Annotated in this window: 12 protein-coding genes and 2 pseudogenes; 9 read left to right on the top strand and 5 right to left on the bottom strand. The window is 66.0% G+C overall.

All coding sequences use genetic code 11. The annotated features are described in order from the left end of the window. Window positions 1-95: 95 nt before the first annotated feature. Window positions 96-2,074 (top strand): annotated as a pseudogene (locus tag CKW46_RS25110) (PPE domain-containing protein). Here CKW46_RS25110 and CKW46_RS25105 read toward each other — a convergent pair. Then, window positions 2,040-3,243: pseudogene (locus CKW46_RS25105) on the bottom strand (ISAs1-like element IS2404/ISMul1 family transposase). The pseudogenes CKW46_RS25110 and CKW46_RS25105 overlap by 35 nt on opposite strands. A 315-nt stretch (window positions 3,244-3,558) precedes the next feature. Between CKW46_RS25105 and pcrA the strand changes: the two are divergent. Then, window positions 3,559-5,868, top strand: a complete 2,310-nt coding sequence (gene pcrA, locus CKW46_RS25100) for a DNA helicase PcrA (protein WP_240274561.1) — start codon at window positions 3,559-3,561, stop codon at window positions 5,866-5,868. A gap of 78 nt (window positions 5,869-5,946) precedes the next feature. On the opposite strand, the gene CKW46_RS25095 is transcribed toward pcrA, so the two are convergent. Beyond that, entirely contained in the window at window positions 5,947-6,531 is a 585-nt protein-coding gene (locus CKW46_RS25095) for a hypothetical protein (RefSeq protein ID WP_482052529.1), read from the bottom strand. Between the two features lie 3 nt (window positions 6,532-6,534). Continuing rightward, window positions 6,535-7,602, bottom strand: a complete 1,068-nt coding sequence (locus tag CKW46_RS25090) for a M23 family metallopeptidase (RefSeq protein ID WP_015357033.1) — start codon at window positions 7,600-7,602, stop codon at window positions 6,535-6,537. A gap of 275 nt (window positions 7,603-7,877) precedes the next feature. On the opposite strand from CKW46_RS25090, the gene sucC reads away from it, so the two are divergent. After that, window positions 7,878-9,041, top strand: coding sequence for an ADP-forming succinate--CoA ligase subunit beta (sucC, locus tag CKW46_RS25085; RefSeq protein WP_020786108.1), 1,164 nt, complete (start codon window positions 7,878-7,880; stop codon window positions 9,039-9,041). Between the two features lie 14 nt (window positions 9,042-9,055). Further along, window positions 9,056-9,958, top strand: a complete 903-nt coding sequence (gene sucD, locus CKW46_RS25080; RefSeq protein ID WP_015357031.1) for a succinate--CoA ligase subunit alpha — start codon at window positions 9,056-9,058, stop codon at window positions 9,956-9,958. A 90-nt stretch (window positions 9,959-10,048) separates the two neighbouring features. Here sucD and CKW46_RS25075 read toward each other — a convergent pair whose 3' ends face one another. Then, entirely contained in the window at window positions 10,049-11,377 is a 1,329-nt protein-coding gene (locus tag CKW46_RS25075) for a PE family protein (protein ID WP_482052528.1), read from the bottom strand. 163 nt (window positions 11,378-11,540) lie between these two features. Between CKW46_RS25075 and CKW46_RS25070 the strand changes: the two genes are divergently transcribed. Continuing rightward, window positions 11,541-13,061, top strand: a complete 1,521-nt coding sequence (locus tag CKW46_RS25070; protein WP_117435556.1) for an acetyl-CoA acetyltransferase — start codon at window positions 11,541-11,543, stop codon at window positions 13,059-13,061. A gap of 7 nt (window positions 13,062-13,068) precedes the next feature. On the opposite strand, the gene CKW46_RS25065 is transcribed toward CKW46_RS25070, so the two are convergent. Continuing rightward, window positions 13,069-13,917, bottom strand: a complete 849-nt coding sequence (locus tag CKW46_RS25065) for an LLM class F420-dependent oxidoreductase (protein WP_117435557.1) — start codon at window positions 13,915-13,917, stop codon at window positions 13,069-13,071. A gap of 219 nt (window positions 13,918-14,136) precedes the next feature. Here CKW46_RS25065 and CKW46_RS25060 point away from each other — a divergent pair, with 219 nt between their 5' ends. From CKW46_RS25060 to purH, 4 genes are read left to right on the top strand one after another with little or no spacing between them, the layout of a single operon-like run. After that, on the top strand, window positions 14,137-15,042 hold the full coding sequence (locus tag CKW46_RS25060; protein WP_015357027.1) for a DUF5336 domain-containing protein: 906 nt from the start codon (window positions 14,137-14,139) through the stop codon (window positions 15,040-15,042). A gap of 48 nt (window positions 15,043-15,090) precedes the next feature. Beyond that, window positions 15,091-16,482, top strand: a complete 1,392-nt coding sequence (locus tag CKW46_RS25055; RefSeq protein WP_015357026.1) for a cell division protein PerM — start codon at window positions 15,091-15,093, stop codon at window positions 16,480-16,482. 52 nt (window positions 16,483-16,534) lie between these two features. Beyond that, window positions 16,535-17,182, top strand: coding sequence for a phosphoribosylglycinamide formyltransferase (gene purN, locus CKW46_RS25050; protein ID WP_117435558.1), 648 nt, complete (start codon window positions 16,535-16,537; stop codon window positions 17,180-17,182). Continuing rightward, complete coding sequence (purH, locus tag CKW46_RS25045) at window positions 17,179-18,750, top strand: bifunctional phosphoribosylaminoimidazolecarboxamide formyltransferase/IMP cyclohydrolase (RefSeq protein ID WP_015357024.1); 1,572 nt, start codon at window positions 17,179-17,181, stop codon at window positions 18,748-18,750. The genes purN and purH overlap by 4 nt, the downstream gene beginning before the upstream one ends. The last annotated feature ends 3 nt before the right edge of the window (window positions 18,751-18,753 follow it).

The raw sequence follows: 18,753 nt of genomic DNA, 5'->3' as shown, positions 1-18,753 counted from the left end.
CCAATAGCGCGGCACCAAAGATCATCAACCCAGCTCACAAGCCTGCTAATCAACAACGCCGGAGCCCTGGACCGCTATTGGGAAGGGCTGCGGCAATGAACTTTTCGATTTTTCCTCCCGAGATCAACTCCCTGCGAATGTTTACCGGCGCCGGTTCTGCCCCGATGCTTCAGGCCGCGGCGGCGTGGGAAGGCCTGGCCGGCGAGCTGGGGTCGGCGGCGGACTCGTTCGCATCGGTGACCTCCGGGCTGGTTGGGCAGGCGTGGCAGGGCCCGGCATCGGCGGCAATGGCGGCTGCGGTCGCGCCCTACACGAGTTGGCTGAGTGCGGCGGCGGCGCAGGCGGTCGGTGCGGCCGGTGCGGCCAAGATGGTGGCGAGCGCGTTCGAGGCGGCGCGGGCGGCGACGGTGCTGCCGGCCGCGGTGGTGGCCAATCGAAATGCGTTGGTGCAGATGGTGATGTCGAACATCTTCGGTCAAAACGCGCCGGCCATTGCGGCCGCCGAAGCCGCCTATGAGGAAATGTGGGCGCAGGACGTCGCGGCCATGTTCGGCTACCACTCGGGGGCGTCGGCGGTGGCGGCGGCGCTGTCACCGTGGGAACAGCTGCTGCAGAATGTCCCTGCCCTGAGCCCGCTGGCGGCAATCGGCAACCTCGGCGCCGGGAATCTCGGATTCGGCAACATCGGAATCGCGAACCTGGGCAACGGGAACACGGGCAACCTCAACTTCGGCGGCGGCAACATCGGAAACTTCAACTTCGGCAGCGGAAACCGGGGCGGCAACGTCAACTTCGGCAACGGCAATAACGGCTTTTCAATCTGGGCGGCGGGAACATCGGGTCGAACAACTTCGGCAGCGGTAACCGCGGAAACGGAAATATCGGCTTCGGGAACTACCAAAGCACCGGCGGCGCAAATATCGGCGGCGGGAACAGTGGCAGTGGCAACAAGGGATTCGGTAACACCGGAAACTACAACATCGGTAGCGGAAATTTCGGGAGCTTCAACTTTGGTGACGGGAACCGCGGCAGCAACAACTTCGGTTTCGGCAACACCAATAGCGGCAACGTGGGTTTCGGCAACCTGGGCGCCAAAAACGTGGGCTTCGGAAACCTTGGCAGTGGCAACGTGGGCTTCGGAAACACCGGCAACAACAACTTTGGGATCGGGCTGAGCGGCAACGATCAGGTTGGCATCAACTTCAACGGACTCAATGGCGGAAGCGGAAACATCGGCGTGTTCAACTCGGGCAACAACAACGTCGGCTTCTTCAACTCCGGTGACGGAAATTGGGGCATAGGGAACTCGGGTGACACCAACACCGGCATTGGCAACTCCGGCAGTTTCAACACCGGGTTCGTCAACGCCGCCTCGCTCAACACCGGCATGGCGAACTCGGCCAACACCTGCTTGGGCGTCGGCAACTCCGGCGCCGGCGACGTCGGCTTCATGAACGCCGGTCACGACAATGTCGGGCTCGGCAACGCCGGCAGCTTCAACATGGGCTTCGGCAACGCGGGATCCGGAAACGTCGGCTATGAGAACGCCGGCGGTGCCAACGTGGGCTTCGGCAACTCGGGTTCGGACAACACCGGGTTCCTCAACTCGGGCAGCGTGAACACCGGGTTCCTCAACTCGGGCAGCACGAACACCGGCGCCGGCAATTCCGGTGAGGTCAATACCGGCTTCGGTATCGCAACCGACAGTGGTGCGACCAACTCCGGCTTCGGGAATACCGGCAGCGGAAACTCGGGGTTCAACAACGACGGCAACGACAACTCGGTCTTCCAGAACACCGGCACCTCGAGCGAGGGTTTCGGAAATGTGGGCAATAACCAAACGGGTTTCCAGAACACCGGCGGCACCAATACCGGCTTCTTCAACACGGGCACCAATGATGTGGGAGTCGGGAATTCGGCCAACCTCAACATCGGATTCTGGAATAGCACCGGGGCCGGAAACGTGGGCGTCATGAACACCGGCACGGACAACTCCGGTTTCATCCAGACCGGAACCGCCAGGGCTCCGGCGTTGTTGATTAGCAGGCTTGTGAGCTGGGGAATTGTGGATTGAGGAGGTCTAGGCGGCGGTTGGCGGTCAAAGCGGTGATCCGGCAGGCTTCGGTGATGTTGTCGGCGCCGTTGAGGCGGTGCAGATTGATCGCGGTGTTGCGTAGCGTTGCTAGGACCTGTGCGCCGTTTCCGGTATGTGCCCTTTGACGGTCTTCGTCGAAGGTGACGTCGCGTATCCAGTGCAGGCTGTTCTCGATTCCCCAGTGTTGACGCATCCAGGTCATGATCGCGGTAGGGCGGGCGTGCTCGAACGGCAGGCTGCAGATGGCATAGACCACCTCCACGCTGCGCTGGTCGGTGGCGGTGATCAAGCGTTCACGAGTGATCCGGATGATTTGTTTTGCGTAGGGGAAGCCGATTCCTCGTGCAGCGGTGATGATTTGCAGGGTGCGGGTCTCGACACGGCCGTGGCCGCGGGAGTCGTCGGTAGCGGCTGCGGGCACCTCGGCCCAGGGCAGCGCGGTGATACGCGCAAGTATTTTGGCTTGGTTGGACTTGACGATCATCAGGTAGTGCGACTTCAAGGTGGCGCAGATCAACTTCGCGGTGACGACCTGGGTATGCATCGCATCCACGGTGACCAGCCACCGCAAGCTACCCGGCAGCAGCGTGAGCAGGGCACGTACGCAGGGAATTTCATTGCTTTTCTCGGCGACAGCGAGTTGACCGAGCACCAATCGGGCACGGTGGGCGAACACCGACACGAGATGCGTGGCTGTCGCTTTGGCGCGTAAAGGCACCACGCAGCATCTTGCCGTCCAACGCGATCGGCACCAATCCACTGGGGTCGCTGCTGGCCACGTGTGCAGTGAAGTAACTGCCCATCCTGGCGTTGAGGTCGGCGGGGTCTAGCCGAGACAAAACAGCGCGGAAGGTCTTCTCACTGGGCCGCCGGAACCGGACCCCTAATTAGGCCAACACATCATCGGGAGCGGTGGCCGCCCATGTGGCAAAACCAGCATAGCCGCGCATCCCCGCGGCAGTGGCCAGAACCGCGATCGCCAACAAAGCCATCAGCGAATACCTCCGACCGCGTGGGTCCCTCGGGTCTGGCACCGAGACCAACACATCGAGAAACTCCGATCCGATGAGCTCGCTGCGCTCACCAGGACTCCAGCGGTCGAACACCTCTGGAACCGACGACACAGGCAATACTGAAACGGTAGGCACGGGCAACTCCAGACCAACGACGAACAGTAACCAACTCGATCGTTCTCCAGATAGCCCGTGCCTACACTCCGGCCCCAATAGCGCGGCACCAAAGATCATCAACCCAGCTCACAAGCCTGCTAATCAACAACGCCGGAGCCCTGCCGGAACCGCCAACTCGGGCTTCGCCAACTCGGGCACCAGCAGCTCCGGCGGCCTCAACAAGGGTGACCAGCAATCGGGCTTCGGGAACTGACCCCGAATCCAGACGCTCGCCTGGGTGTTGGACCCCGTCGGCGCCAAGTCGTCGGCGGGCGGCGGTAAGTTTGGGCGGACATGACTGTTCAAGCGACCGATGCCGACCAACTGCTGGAAGGTCTCAACCCACAACAGCGCCAGGCCGTGGTGCACGAAGGCTCGCCGCTGCTGATTGTCGCGGGCGCGGGCTCGGGCAAGACGGCGGTGCTGACCAGGCGGATCGCCTACCTGATCGCGGCCCGCGGTGTTGGGGTCGGTCAGATCCTGGCCATCACCTTCACCAACAAGGCCGCCGCCGAGATGCGGGAGCGGGTGGTGAGCCTGGTCGGCGGCCGGGCCAAGTACATGTGGGTGTCCACCTTCCACTCGACCTGCGTGCGCATCCTGCGCAACCAGGCGGCGCTGATCAAGGGCCTCAACTCGAACTTCTCGATCTATGACGCAGACGATTCACGGCGGCTGCTGCAGATGATCGGGCGCGATATGGGCTTGGACATCAAGCGATACTCGCCGCGCTTGCTGGCCAATGCCATCTCCAATCTGAAAAACGAATTGATCGACCCGGATCGGGCGGTGTCGGATCTGTCGGAGGATTCCGATGACTTGGCGCGCACCGTCGCATCGGTCTACGCGGAATATCAGCGCCGCCTGCGGGCCGCCAATGCGCTGGACTTTGACGATCTCATCGGCGAGACGGTGGGCATTCTGCAAGCTTTTCCCGACATCGCCGGGCACTATCGGCGCCGGTTTCGGCACGTTCTGGTCGACGAATACCAAGACACCAACCACGCGCAATACGTCCTGGTGCGGGAACTGGTTGGTCGCGGCAGCGAAGACGAGCCCGGGGACGTGCCCCCGGCGCAGTTGTGCGTAGTCGGCGACGCCGATCAGTCGATCTATGCGTTTCGCGGCGCCACCATTCGCAACATCGAAGACTTCGAACGCGACTATCCCGATGCCACAACGATTCTGCTGGAACAGAATTACCGCTCGACACAGAACATCCTGTCGGCGGCCAACTCGGTGATCTCGCGCAACTCCGGACGTCGCGAGAAGCGGCTGTGGACCGATGCTGGCGCGGGGGAGTTGATCGTCGGCTACGTCGCCGACAACGAACACGACGAGGCGAGGTTCGTCGCCGAAGAGATCGACGCACTGGCCGAGCGGGACGAGATCACCTACAACGACGTCGCGGTCTTCTATCGCACCAACAATTCGTCGCGGTCGCTGGAAGAGGTGTTCATCCGCGCCGGCATTCCCTACAAGGTCGTCGGCGGCGTGCGCTTCTACGAGCGCAAGGAGATTCGTGACATCGTCGCCTACCTGCGGGTGCTGGACAACCCCGGCGATGCGGTCAGCATGCGGCGCATCCTCAACACGCCGCGCCGCGGCATCGGCGATCGTGCCGAGGCCTGTGTGGCGGTGTACGCGGAGAACACCGGCGCCGGCTTCTCCGACGCTCTGGTGGCCGCCGCCGAGGGCAAGGTGCCGATGCTCAATAGCCGTGCGGCGAAGGCGATCGCGGGCTTTGTCGAGTTGCTCGACGAGTTGCGAGGACGCCTCGACTCATCCGAGGGGGATCTCGGTGAGTTGGTGGAGGCGGTGCTGGAACGCACCGGATACCGCCGCGAACTGGAGTCCTCCACCGATCCGCAGGAGCTGGCCCGGCTGGACAACCTCAACGAACTCGTCAGCGTTGCCCACGAATTCAGCACCGACCTGGCAAATGCCGCCGAGCCCGAACCGGATGCCGAGGATGTGCCGGACACCGGCATGCTGGCGGCCTTTCTGGAACGGGTGTCGCTGGTCGCCGACACCGACGATATTCCCGAGCATGGCGCGGGCGTGGTCACCCTGATGACCCTGCACACCGCCAAAGGTCTGGAGTTCCCGGTGGTGTTCGTGACCGGGTGGGAGGACGGGATGTTCCCGCACATGCGGGCACTGGATGATCCGACCGAACTCTCCGAAGAACGGCGACTGGCCTACGTCGGCATCACCCGGGCCCGGCAACGGCTCTACCTGAGTAGGGCCATCGTCCGGTCTTCCTGGGGGCAGCCGATGCTCAACCCCGAATCCCGGTTCCTGCGGGAGATACCTCAGGAACTCCTCAACTGGCGCCGCCTTGCGCCCAAGCCGTCGTTCAGCGCGCCTGTGAGTGGAGCCGGCCGGTTTGGCACTGCGCGGTCAGCACCCGTCCGCACGAGCACGAGCAAGCGGCCGCTGTTGGTGCTGCAGCCCGGCGATCGCGTCACACACGACAAGTACGGTCTGGGCCGCGTCGAGGAAGTATCCGGTGTCGGCGAATCGGCGATGTCGCTGATCGACTTCGGTAGCTCGGGACGGGTGAAGCTGATGCATAACCACGCCCCGGTCGCCAAGCTTTAGCGGCTACTCGCCGAACCTGAACTCGTTGCGAAAAAGTTGCGAAATCGTCGCAGTGAGAACACATTCGGCCGGAGCCGGCTAGTCGAAAAGCCAGCGCCTGGTCTGGGGATGCAGCGCCAGCACCGCGCTCGCGATCGGCAACACCGGAAAGGCGTGCACGATCCAAGCGACGAGAGCGCCGGCGATGAACACGCCACCGTATGTCAATACCGCAACCACGGCGCCCACCACGATCAGGTAGCGCCCGAAAGGGCGGCGTAGCAACAGCATGATCACCCCGGCGGTGGTGGAGCTCGCGAAGACCAGCGCCAGAAATCCCACCGCGATGCAGAACAGGCGGTCGCTGCGCCACCAGCCGGTGATCAGGTCGGTGGCAACCACCGAGGTGGCCCATCCGTTGACGATGCTGACGGCCGCGGTTGCGACCGCCGTCCGCGAACTTGGCTCGACGGGCAGCCCGTCGGGCAACGGCGGTAGCCGGTGTGCCCGCGCAGTCTCGTCAAGGGAGGTTGGGCGGTGCGAAATCTTGGCGGTCGCGGAGTCCGTCGTCACCGGTTGTGGTCCCGTCGGCGCGCGCCGAATGATGCGGGTCCGTGGCTCGTCGGCGGACGGGGACGGATGGGGTGGGGTCTCGCTCGCAGCGGGGTCGCCCGGTGCGGTCAACGGTCAGCCGGCGTAGTTGCCGACATTCAGGCCGCGCTTGGCGAGCCAGGGCACCGGGTCTATCCGCTCAGTGCCGCCCTGGAGCACTTCGAAGTGCAGATGCGGGCCCGTGGAGAAGCCCCGGTTGCCCATCGTCGCGATCTGATCGCCGGCCATCACCCGCTGTCCAACATTGACCAGCGTGGTGTTGACGTGCCCGTAGAGCGTCACGGTGCCGTCAGCGTGGCGGATTTTCACCCACATGCCGTAGCCGGCGGTGGGGCCCGCGTCGATCACCAGGCCGTCCGATACCGCGTAGATCGGGGTTCCGATGGAGTTGGCGAGGTCGATCCCGGCGTGCAGCACACCCCAGCGGTAGCCGAAGTTGGAGGTGAAAATGCCTTTGGTGGGCATGACGTACAGAGGCTGTTGCAGTCGAGCCTCGCGCTGGGCGCGTTCCTGGGCAAAGGCCACACCGCGAGCGAACTCGGCCTTGTGTGCCTCGACATTGGTCGCCGGTTGTGCGGCGATGACCTGAACCCCGCGGGCCTCGTTGCTGTCCGAGCCTCCGATAAGGGCCGATGCGTTCGCGGTCAGCACGGTGTCCATGCTGGTGACGTCGGATTGGTGGGTCACGGTATGCGCTGCGGCGGCGGCTGCACCGGCGGCCATGGACCCAATCAGGAGTCGACCCTTTGCCGCGCTGGTGGACTGCTTGCGGTGCTGGCCACCACGGCGGGGTGCAGGGGCGACGTTCGCGGCCGGGGGGACAGCAGCGCTTGGCTCGGGGAGAGCCTCGCTGGTCGCGCCGACCAGTACCGGGCTGGGGGTTGCCAACCACGCCGGAATCAGATTGTCGATCTCGTCGAGATCGTCAAGCTCGGGCGCTTGAAGGAGCTGTCGACCGGTGTCGAACTCGGGATCACCAAAGTCCAAGTCGTCGAGATCGGCGAGCTCTAGCTCGTCAAGCTCGTCGAAACCATCCAGTGGGATGATCTCGGTGACTTCGTTGCGATGGTGCTGGCGCCAACGATCGCGGGATGTGCGAGGGTCGCCAACGACGGCAGTGCGGGCGTATCGGTGCTGGGACAATGCTGAAATGTCCTCGTATTGTGACCATAACGTTATCTGGACCCTGAGACGGTATCCGCTCTCGGAGGTAGCTGGCAACCTCAGTTTGGGAACCTGCCTCAAAATGTGAGTTGGATCACGTTTAGATCCGCGGATTTTCGGTGACCTGCGCCACACCGGTGGATGCGATCGCCGGGCTCATTTGGCGCCTAGATACAGTTTGCAACCGTACGAGTTGCCGAATCTTGGTATCGCCTCCCTATTGGTCTAGCAAGTCGAGCGAAGACAGTGAGCCCATGGATCTATTCGAGTATCAAGCGAAGGAACTGTTCGCCAAGCACAATGTACCTACTACGCCGGGGCGGGTGACTGACACCGCCGAGGGCGCGCGGGCTATTGCCACCGAAATCGGTCATCCAGTAATGGTCAAAGCGCAGGTCAAGATCGGTGGTCGCGGCAAAGCCGGTGGCGTCAAGTACGCTGCCACGCCCGACGACGCCTACGAACACGCCAACAACATCCTCGGCTTGGACATCAAGGGCCACGTGGTCAAGAAGTTGCTGGTCGCTGAGGCTAGCGACATCGCCGAGGAGTACTACATCTCGTTCTTGCTCGATCGTGCCAACCGCACCTACCTGGCGATGTGCTCGGTAGAGGGCGGCATGGAGATCGAGGAGGTGGCCGCCACCAAGCCCGATCGGTTGGCCAAGGTCCCGGTGGATGCGGCCAAGGGGGTTGGCCTGGCATTCGCCCGCTCCATCGCCGAACAGGGCCACCTGCCGGCCGAGGTGCTCGACGCTGCCGCGGTAACCATCTCCAAGCTGTGGGACCTGTTCGTCGGCGAGGACGCCACCCTGGTTGAGGTCAACCCGCTGGTGCGTACCCCCGACGACCAGATCCTGGCGTTGGACGGCAAGGTCACCCTGGATGCCAACGCCGACTTCCGGCACCCCGATCACGTCGAGTTCGAAGACCGTGCGGCCACCGATCCGCTGGAACTCAAGGCCAAGGAACACGACCTCAACTACGTCAAGCTCGACGGCCAGGTCGGCATCATCGGTAACGGTGCTGGCCTGGTGATGTCGACCCTGGACGTGGTTGCCTACGCCGGTGAGAAGCACGGTGGGGTCAAGCCCGCCAACTTCCTCGACATCGGTGGCGGCGCCTCGGCCGAGGTGATGGCCGCCGGCCTGGATGTCGTGCTGGGCGATTCACAGGTCAAGAGCGTGTTCGTGAACGTGTTCGGCGGCATCACCTCATGCGATGCGGTGGCCACCGGGATCGTCAAGGCGCTGGAAATCCTCGGTGCCGAGGCGAACAAGCCGCTGGTGGTCCGGCTCGACGGCAACAACGTGGAAGAGGGCCGTCGCATCCTGACCGACGCCAACCACCCGCTGGTGACGCTGGTGCCGACGATGGACGAGGCTGCCGACAAGGCTGCTGAGCTGGCCAGCGCCTGAAAGGACTTTGAACAATGTCGATCTTCTTGAACAAGGACAACAAGGTCATCGTCCAGGGCATCACCGGCAGCGAGGCGACCGTCCACACTGCGCGCATGCTCAAGGCCGGCACCCAAATCGTCGGCGGGGTGAACGCGCGCAAGGCGGGCACCACCGTGACGCACGAGGACAAGGGTGGCCGGGTAATCAAGCTGCCGGTATTCGGCGGTGTCGCCGAGGCGATGGAAAAGACCGGCGCCGACGTCTCGATCATCTTCGTGCCGCCGAAGTTCGCCAAGGACGCGATCATCGAGGCCATTGACGCCGAGATTCCGCTGCTGGTGGTCATCACCGAGGGGATCCCGGTGCAAGACACCGCCTATGCCTGGGCCTACAACCTGGGCAAGGGCGGCAAGACCCGCATCATCGGGCCCAACTGCCCGGGCATCATCACCCCGGGGCAGGCGCTGGTTGGCATCACCCCGGCCAACATCACCGGCGCCGGCCCGGTCGGGCTGGTCTCCAAGTCCGGCACGCTGACCTACCAGATGATGTTCGAGCTGCGCGATTTCGGTTTCACCACCTCGATCGGTATCGGTGGCGACCCAGTGATCGGCACCACCCACATCGATGCCATCGAGGCGTTCGAGAAGGATCCCGACACCAAGCTGATCGTGATGATCGGTGAGATCGGTGGGGACGCCGAGGAGCGAGCGGCCGACTTCATCAAGGCCAACGTGTCCAAGCCGGTTGTCGGTTACGTGGCGGGATTCACCGCGCCGGAGGGCAAGACCATGGGGCACGCGGGTGCCATCGTGTCCGGCTCCTCGGGCACCGCGGCGGCCAAGAAAGAAGCCCTGGAGGCCGCCGGGGTACAGGTCGGCAAGACCCCGTCGGAGACCGCGGTGCTGGCCCGGGAGATCCTGAAGGGTCTCTAGACGCCGAGCAGACGCAAAATGGCACGCTTCCGTCTGGAAGCGTGCCATTTTGCGTCTGCTCGGGCACTTGTCGCGCCCCGTGTTCGGCGGCTACGGCAGGCCGGGGTTGCCTGGCACGCCAATCAGCTGACCGCCGTCGCCGCCCTGGCCGCCGGTGCCGGTGGTCGCCGTCCCCACCCCGCCGTTGCCGCCGTCCCCGCCGAAACCGATGAGCAACGCGGCACGCCCGCCGTTGCCGCCGGTGCCGCCGGGATCAGTGCCGCCGTTGGGTCCTCCCGAGCCGCCGGCCCCGCCGTCGCCGATCAACAAGCCCGCGTCACCGCCGGCCCCGCCGGCACCGCCGCCGTCTCCACCGGCGCCGTACCCGCCGATGCCGCCGTCCCCACCGGAGCCGGACAGTGTGCCGCCGGCCCCGCCGGCCCCGCCAGCCCCTCCGGTGGGGCCGAATCCGCCGGCGCCGCCGGTACCGCCATTGCCGTTGAAGAAACCGCCGTGGCCACCGATCCCGCCGGTGCCACCGGTGGTGGTGGTCCCGGTCCCGTTACCGCCGCCACCGCCGCCTCCGCCGGGGCCGAGCAGGATCCCGCCTGCCCCGCCGGCGCCACCCGCGCCGCCCGCGCCGGCGGCCGGAGTCGTGCCGCCATGGCCGCCGGCGCCGCCGGTACCGATCAATCCGCCCGCACCGCCGGCGCCGCCGGCCCCGCCGTCGCCGGAGATCAGCGTCGCACCGCCGTCGCCGCCGACACCGCCGGTGCCGAAAAACAGCCCGGCAGACCCGCCGTTACCGCCGACACCGCCGAGGCCGGACCCTCCGGTGCCGCCGGCTCCGCCGTTGCCGAACAGCAACCCGCCGGCCCCGCCGTTGCCGCCAGCGGCCTGGTTGCTGCTGGGCTTGGCGGGTCCGCCGGCTCCGCCGTTGCCAAACAACCCCGCCGCGCCGCCGTTGCCGCCGGCGGGATGTGCGGCGGTGCCCCCGCCGCCGGCGCCGCCATTTCCGATCAGCAGCCCGCCCGCTTGGCCGTCTGCCCCGGGTGCCCCGTCAGCCCCGTTGCCGATCAGCGGGCGTCCCAGCAGGGCGTTGGTGGGGGCATTGATCACACCGAGAAGCTGCTGCTCCAGGGTTTGCAGAGGCGACGCGGCGGCGGCTTCGGCGGTCGCATACCGTCCGGCGCTTGCCGCCATGAGCTGTGCGAACTGGGCATGAAAAGTCGCCGCCTGAGCGCTCAGGGCCTGATAGGTCTGCGCGTGTGCCCCGAACAGTGCCGTGATGGCGGCCGACACCTCGTCGGCGCCGGCGGCCAGCACCCCCGTCGTCGGGGCAAGGGCGGCCGCGTTGGCCTGACTGACTGCCGTGCCGATGCTCGCCAGATCCGACGCTGCCGCGTTGACAAACTCGGGCGCTGTGGTGAGAAAAGACATCTGCGACCTCCACGGCGCAGGGAATGACAGATACATTCCGGACTGCTAATCGTACGCGCCCACCGGCGGTGTTATCCCAGTTCCGGGCGATATCTCGGGCGTGAATGTGCCCCCGCGACGCCCCGGCGCAGACGTGTGATTCGGCTAGGTAGATAGTGATGCTATGGATTTTGATCCGGGTACGCCGGTCATTGTCGGTGTCGGACAGGCTGTCGAACGCATCGATGACCCCGACTACCAGGGGATGTCGGCCGTTGAGCTGGCCGCCGCCGCTGCCCAGGCCGCTCTCGAAGACTTTGCGGCCGACGTGGCCGCGGCCATCGACACCGTCGCGGGCGTCCGACAGTTCGAGATCTCCGGGCCCGTCCCCAAGGCCCCGTTAGGCCGGTCCAACAACTATCCGCGCTCGGTGGCCCAGCGGATCGGGGCGGATCCGGCCCGCGCGATCCTCGAGATCGTCGGCGGCCAGGGGCCCCAGCACCTGATCACCGAGCTGGCCGGCGCGATCGCGGCAGGCAGCTCCGAAGTCGCGATGGTGTTCGGCTCTGATGCGACGTCGACCAGTCGTCACTTCGCTGGGCGTGCCGACAAACCGGACTTCACCGAAATCGTCGACGGGGAGCTGCAAGACCGCGGCCCTGGCATCGACGGCCTGATCACGCGCTACACGATCATTCACGGCCTGGTGGATGCGCCCACCCAATACGGCTTGCTGGAGAATGCCCGCCGGGCCGCAACGGGCCTCGGCCCGGCCGACTACCTGCGGCGGATGGGCGAGCTGTTCGCGCCGTTCACCAAGATCGCGGCCGGCAATCCTTTTGCCGCGGCGCCAATCGAGCGCACCGTCGAGGAGCTGATCACGGTCACCGACCGTAATCGGATGATCGCCGAGCCCTACCCCCGGCTGCTGGTCGCGCGCGATCAGGTGAACCAGGGCGCGGCCGCGCTGGTGATGTCGGTTGCGGCCGCACGCCGGCTCGGGGTTCCCGAGGAAAAGTGGGTCTACCTTCGCGGGCATGCCGACCTGCAAGAGCAGGCCCTGCTGCAGCGCCCCGATCTTGGGCACGCCCCGTCAGCCGTGCTGGCGGCGCGCGAGGCGCTCCGGGTGGCCGGTGTCGGTGTCGACGACATCGCCACCTTCGACCTGTACAGCTGCTTTCCGGTGCCGGTGTTCAACATCTGCGACGGTCTGGGGATTGCGACCGATGACCCGCGCGGTCTGACGCTCACCGGTGGGCTGCCGTTCTTCGGCGGGGCGGGAAACAACTACTCGATGCATGCGGTGGCCGAGACCGTAGCCCGAATGCGTAGCGAGCCGGGACGGTTCGGGCTCGTCGGCGCCAACGGCGGGATCATGAGCAAGTACTCGGTCGGGGTCTATTCCACTGCCCCGGCGCAATGGCAGCCGGACCGCAGCGCCGAGCTGCAAACACAAATCGACAGCGGGGCCAGCCGACCGGTTACCGAGCAGGCCGACGGCCCCGCCACGATCGAGACGTACACGGTCCGCCATGACGGTGGGCGTCTCACCGGGATCGTCATCGGCCGGCTGGCCGCCGACGGCCGCCGCTTCCTGGCGAGCACCGAAGACGACGAGCTGATCGGGTTGCTGACCGACGGCGACCCGCTGGGGCAAGCGATCCGGGTGCGCTCGTTCGACTACGGCAACCGCTGCGTTCTCTAGCTCGCGCCTAGACCATGGCGGCCAGCTTGCCGGCCAGCCGCTCTACGTACGCGGCGATCTCATCCTCGGGGCGATCCGGTAGTCCGAACAGCACCTCGGTGACCCCAAGCTCGGCCCAGCGGGCCAGCTTCTCGGGGACCGGCTTGAAGTCCAGCGCCACGATCTGTGGGGCCCCGTCGCGGCCGGCGGCCGCCCAGGTGTCCTGTAACAACTTGACCGGCGCGTCGATGTCGAAGTCACGCGGTGTGGTCATCCAGCCATCGGCGCTACGCGCTATCCATTTGAAGTTCTTCTCGGTGCCAGCGGCGCCCACGAGCACCGGAATGTGGGACTGCACCGGCTTGGGCCAGGCCCAGCTGGGGCCGAACTTGACGAACTCGCCGTCGTAGGCGGCTTCCTCCTGCGTCCACAGCGCCCGCATCACCTCGAGGTATTCACGCAACATCGTGCGGCGCCGTCCGGGTGGAACGCCATGGTCGGCGAGTTCGTCGGTGTTCCAACCGAACCCCACGCCGAGGCTGACCCGTCCGCCGGACAGATGATCCAGCGTGGCAATGCTCTTGGCCAGGGTGATCGGGTCATGCTCGACGGGCAGCGCCACCGCAGTCGACAGCCGTACCCGCGAGGTCACCGCCGATGCCGCGCCCAAACTCACCCAGGGGTCCAGCGTGCGCATATAACGATCGTCGGGAAGCGAGGAATCGCCCGTCGTTGGATGAGCGGCTTCTCGCTTGATTGGGATATGGGTGTGCTCAGGCACATAGAAGGTGTGAAAGCCGTGGTCGTCAGCGAGTCTCGCCGCCGCCGCCGGAGCGATGCCGCGGTCGCTGGTGAAAAGCACAAGCCCATAGTCCATAACAGAATTAGAACGTGTTCTACCTCGGCCGGGCAAGCGCCCCCGCGCCAATCGGCTTGGCGGGATCGACGGAGGTGATGGCGCTGGTCGAGCGGGGGCAGGTCGCCGCGGCGCGAGCACCGGAACGTGCGCTAGCGTGGTTGTCGAATCGCGTCGCAGGGACCAAGCGTCGCAATGCAGCAGCGGCGCCGCGACGGCGCGCAAGTAACAGGAGGAGCCATGACCTACACGCCGGGTAGCCCCGGATATCCGCCCGCGCAGTCGGGCGGCTCCTACGGAGGCGCCACACCGTCTTTCGCTCAAGCCGACGACGCGGCGAGCAAGCTCCCGATGTACCTGAACGTTGCGGTGGCGGTGCTCGGTTTTCTCGCATATCTCGCCAGCTTCGGGCCGATGTTCACGATCAGCTCGGAACTCGGCGGCGGCAGCAGCGAAGCTTCCGGCGACACCGTGCTGGCCGTCGGGATGGCGTTGCTGGCCGGGCTGCTTGCCGGAGTGAGCCTGCTCCCCAAGGTCAAGAGCTACGGGGCCGTCGTCGCGGTCGTCTCGATACTGGGCGTATTCCTGATGATTTCGTCGACCTTCAACAAGCCGAGCGCCTTTTCGACCGGTTGGGCACTGTGGATTGTCCTGGTGTGCATTGTGTTTCAGGCTGTCGCCGCAGTCGGCGCGCTGTTGCTGGAGACCGGCGTGGTGTCGGCGCCGGCGCCGAGGCCGAAATTCGATCCCTATGGCCAGTACGGCCAGTACGGGCAGTACGGCGGCCAGCCGGGCGGGTACTACGGTCAACCGGGTGCACAGCAGTCCGCGCCCAATCCGCAGCAGTCGCCGCAGCAGCCGTCCGGGTACGGGTCGCAGTACGGCGGCTTTACCTCCAGCCAGGGTTCCAACCCGTCCAGCGGTGGATTCAGCGCCCCGCAAGCACAGTCGGCCCCCCAGCCGATGCACCAGACCCCGTCCACTCCGCCCACTGGATTCCCCAGCTTCAGCCCGCCGCCGTCCGTTAGTGCCGGGACGGGATCCCAGGGTGGTTCGGCTCCGGTCAACTACGCCAATCCCGGCGGTGCGCAGCAGAACTACGGCCAGGGCCAGCAATCTTCGTCACCCGGGTCGGCGCCGGTCTAACCGGGCGCTCTCGCGCCTAGTAGGACACGTGCGCGGAGAGTGACACGGGTGGAGGACAGTCGAGCAGCGGGTGCTCGCCAGGCTCGCGACCTGGTCAAGGTCGCGTTCGCCCCGGCTGTGGTGGCGCTGGTCATCATCGCGGCGGTCACGCTGATTCAGCTGGTGATCGCAAACAGCGACATGACGGGCGCGCTGGGTGCGATCGCCAGCATGTGGCTGGGTGTGCACCAGGTGCCGATCTCGATCGGTGGCCGTGAACTGGGCGTAATGCCCCTGTTCCCGGCCATGTTGATGGTGTGGGGCACGGCCCGCACGACGGCGCTGGCGACCTCGCCGTACTCGTCGTGGCTGGTTGTTCGGTGGGTTATCGCATCGGCGTTGGGCGGGCCGCTGCTGATCGCGGCGATCTGCCTGGCGGTGATCCACGATGCGTCGTCGGTCATCACCGAGTTGCAGACGCCCAGTGCGTTGCGTGCGTTTGTCAGCGTGCTGGCGGTTCATGCCATCGGTGCGGGCCTGGGGGTCTGGTCGCGGGTGGGCAGACGGGCTCTGGCGGTTTCACCGCTGCCGAACTGGCTGGGCGACTCGCTGCGGGCCGCCGCCGCCGGGGTGCTGGCACTGCTCGGGCTCTCCGGCCTGGTGACCGCGGGGTCGCTGGTCGTGCACTGGGCGACGATGCAGGAGCTATACGGCATCACCGATTCCGCGTTCGGCCAGTTCAGTCTCACCGTGCTGTCGGTGCTCTATGTGCCTAACGTCGTCGTTGGCGCCGCGGCGATCGCTGTCGGGGCCAGTGCGCACATCGGCTTCGCGACGTTCAGTGCGTTCACGGTCTTTGGCGGCGACATCCCCGCTGTGCCGATCCTGGCCGCGGCTCCCACCCCGCCGCTGGGGCCGGTGTGGGTAGCCCTGCTGATCATCGGGGCGTCCTCCGGAGTGGCGGTCGGGCAACAGTGTGCGCGCCGTCCGCTGCCGCCCCTGCCGGCTATGGGCAAACTGTTGGCCGCGGCCCTGTTGGGGGCATTGGCGATGGCGCTGCTCGGTTACGGGGGGAGCGGGAAGCTAGGCAACTTCGGCGCCGTTGGCGTCGACGAGGGAGCACTGCTGGTCGGCGTGTTCTTCTGGTTCGCCGTGGTCGGGGGCGCCACGCTGGTGATGGCGGGTGGAATCAGACGACGTCCCAGGCGGCCCAAACCGCGGCCGGTCCCACCCGCTGAAGCAGACGTTGACGAGCCCATTCATGAGCCCGTTGATGAGCCCTTTGTCCCACTTTTCGATCAGGACGCCCCGCTGGATGATGTGACTTCGCGCGAACCCGTTGCGCCCGGTGGCGACGACGCCGACGTCCCCCCTGCCGCACCCGACGAGGTCGATTGGTCAGATGGGCCAGACCGGCAGGACGGGCCTGACACCAGCCATCCGCCCGAACATTTGACCTGACAGCGGATGCCCGCCCGCCGCTGCGGCCGGGTAGCCCGACTAGGCTCGCCGTGTGCAGGAACCGGTCCGGGTACCCCCGAGTGCACCGGCGCGGCTTGTGGTGCTCGCGTCGGGCACGGGGTCATTGCTGAACTCATTGCTGGACGCCGCCGTGGCCGACTACCCGGCGCGAATCGTCGCCGTTGGGGTCGATCGGGATTGCCGGGCCACTGAGGTCGCCGCGCAGGCGTCGGTGCCCGCCTTCACCGTCCGCGTCTCCGATCACCCCAGCCGCGATGCTTGGGACGCCGCCATCACCGCCGCCACCGCCGCCCACTCGCCTGACCTGGTGGTATCCGCCGGATTCATGAGAATTCTTGGGCCGCAATTCCTTTCGAAATTCCACCAACGGATCCTCAACACCCATCCGGCACTCCTGCCGGCGTTTCCCGGTGCCCATGGGGTAGCAGATGCGCTGGCCTACGGCGTGAAGGTCACCGGTTGTACGGTGCACCTGGTGGACGCCGGGATGGACATGGGACCGATACTGGCGCAGCAAGCCATTGCGGTGCTCGACGGCGACGACGAAGCAACCTTGCACGAACGGATCAAGGTAGTGGAGCGCAAGCTTCTGGTGGACGTGGTGGCCGGGATTGCCACCGGCGGCGTGACGGTGATCGGACGAAAAGCGATGATTGGACGAAAGGCGACCATAGGATGAGCACCGACCACATAAGACGGCCGATCCGCCGCGCGTTGATCAGTGTGTATGACAAGACCGGGCTGGTTGACCTGGCGCAGGGGCTGACCGCGGCCGGTGTCGAGATCGTCTCGACCGGATCAACCGCGAAGACCATTGCCAGCAAAGGGATTCCGGTGACCCGGGTGGAGGAGCTGACGGGATTCCCCGAGGTACTCGACGGGCGGGTCAAGACGCTGCATCCGCGCGTGCATGCCGGCCTGCTGGCCGATCTGCGAAACCCCGAGCACGAGGCGGCGCTGGCCGAGCTCGGAGTCGAGGCATTCGAGCTGGTCGTGGTCAACCTGTACCCGTTCAGCCAGACCGTGGAATCCGGTGCCAGCGTCGACGAATGCGTCGAACAGATCGACATCGGCGGCCCCTCCATGGTGCGGGCGGCGGCCAAGAACCATCCCAGTGTGGCCGTGGTCACCGACCCGCAGGGATACGACGGCGTGCTGGCCGCGGTGCGTAGCGGCGGATTCACCTTCGCCGAACGCAAGAAGCTGGCCTCGCTGGCCTTTCAGCACACCGCCGAATACGACATCGCGGTCGCGAGCTGGATGCAGTCCACGGTGGCGCCCGAGCAGCCCGAAACCGACTTTCCGCGCTGGTTCGGCAGAAATTGGCGGCGTCAGGCGATGCTGCGCTACGGCGAGAACCCGCATCAGCAGGCCGCGCTCTACGCCGACCCCGGCGCTTGGCCGGGATTGGCTCAGGCCGAGCAGCTGCACGGAAAAGAGATGTCCTACAACAACTTCACCGATGCCGACGCGGCCTGGCGGGCCGCCTTTGACCACGAGCAGAAATGCGTGGCAATCATCAAGCACGCCAACCCGTGCGGCATTGCCATCTCGGAGGTTTCGGTCGCCGACGCGCATCGCAAGGCCCACGCCTGCGACCCACTCAGTGCCTACGGCGGCGTGATTGCCTGCAACACCGAGGTCAGCCCAGAGATGGCGGAGTACGTCAGCACCATCTTCACCGAGGTGATCGTCGCACCGGCCTACGCTCCCGCCGCCCTTGATCAGTTGACGAAGAAGAAGAACATTCGGGTGTTGGTGGCATCCGAGCCCCAAGACGGCGGCGCCGAGCTGCGTCCGATCAGCGGGGGACTGCTCATGCAGCAGCGTGACCAGCTCGATGCCGCCGGTGACAACCCGGCCAACTGGACCCTGGCCACCGGCTCGCCCGCCGATCCGGCGACGCTGACCGACCTGGTCTTCGCTTGGCGCAGCTGTCGTGCGGTCAAGTCCAACGCGATCGTCATCGTGGCCGACGGCGCCACCATCGGCGTCGGGATGGGCCAAGTCAACCGCGTCGATGCCGCACGGTTGGCGGTGGAGCGCGGCGGCGAACGCGTCAACGGCGCCGTCGCTGCCTCCGATGCGTTCTTCCCGTTCCCCGACGGCCTCGAGACGTTGACGGCCGCCGGGGTCAAGGCGATCGTGCACCCGGGAGGGTCGGTGCGCGACGAGGAAGTCACCGCGGCGGCTGCCAAGGCGGGCATCACCTTGTACCTCACCGGTTCGCGCCACTTCGCGCATTAGGGG

This window comes from Mycobacterium liflandii (assembly GCF_022354805.1).
Classification (GTDB): domain Bacteria; phylum Actinomycetota; class Actinomycetes; order Mycobacteriales; family Mycobacteriaceae; genus Mycobacterium; species Mycobacterium marinum.
The sequence above is the reverse complement of the archived record's forward strand: the minus strand, read 5'-3'. Positions and strand labels throughout refer to the sequence as shown.

Bases quoted from the DNA above. Each gene is read 5' to 3' on its own strand.
- purH (WP_015357024.1), top strand. From the start codon at position 17,179: ATGAGCACCGACCACATAAGACGGCCGATCCGCCGCGCGTTGATCAGT.
- CKW46_RS25060 (WP_015357027.1), top strand. From the start codon at position 14,137: ATGACCTACACGCCGGGTAGCCCCGGATATCCGCCCGCGCAGTCGGGC.
- sucD (WP_015357031.1), top strand. From the start codon at position 9,056: ATGTCGATCTTCTTGAACAAGGACAACAAGGTCATCGTCCAGGGCATC.
- CKW46_RS25065 (WP_117435557.1), bottom strand. From the start codon at position 13,917: ATGGACTATGGGCTTGTGCTTTTCACCAGCGACCGCGGCATCGCTCCG.
- pcrA (WP_240274561.1), top strand. From the start codon at position 3,559: ATGACTGTTCAAGCGACCGATGCCGACCAACTGCTGGAAGGTCTCAAC.
- CKW46_RS25070 (WP_117435556.1), top strand. From the start codon at position 11,541: ATGGATTTTGATCCGGGTACGCCGGTCATTGTCGGTGTCGGACAGGCT.
- CKW46_RS25075 (WP_482052528.1), bottom strand. From the start codon at position 11,377: ATGTCTTTTCTCACCACAGCGCCCGAGTTTGTCAACGCGGCAGCGTCG.
- sucC (WP_020786108.1), top strand. From the start codon at position 7,878: ATGGATCTATTCGAGTATCAAGCGAAGGAACTGTTCGCCAAGCACAAT.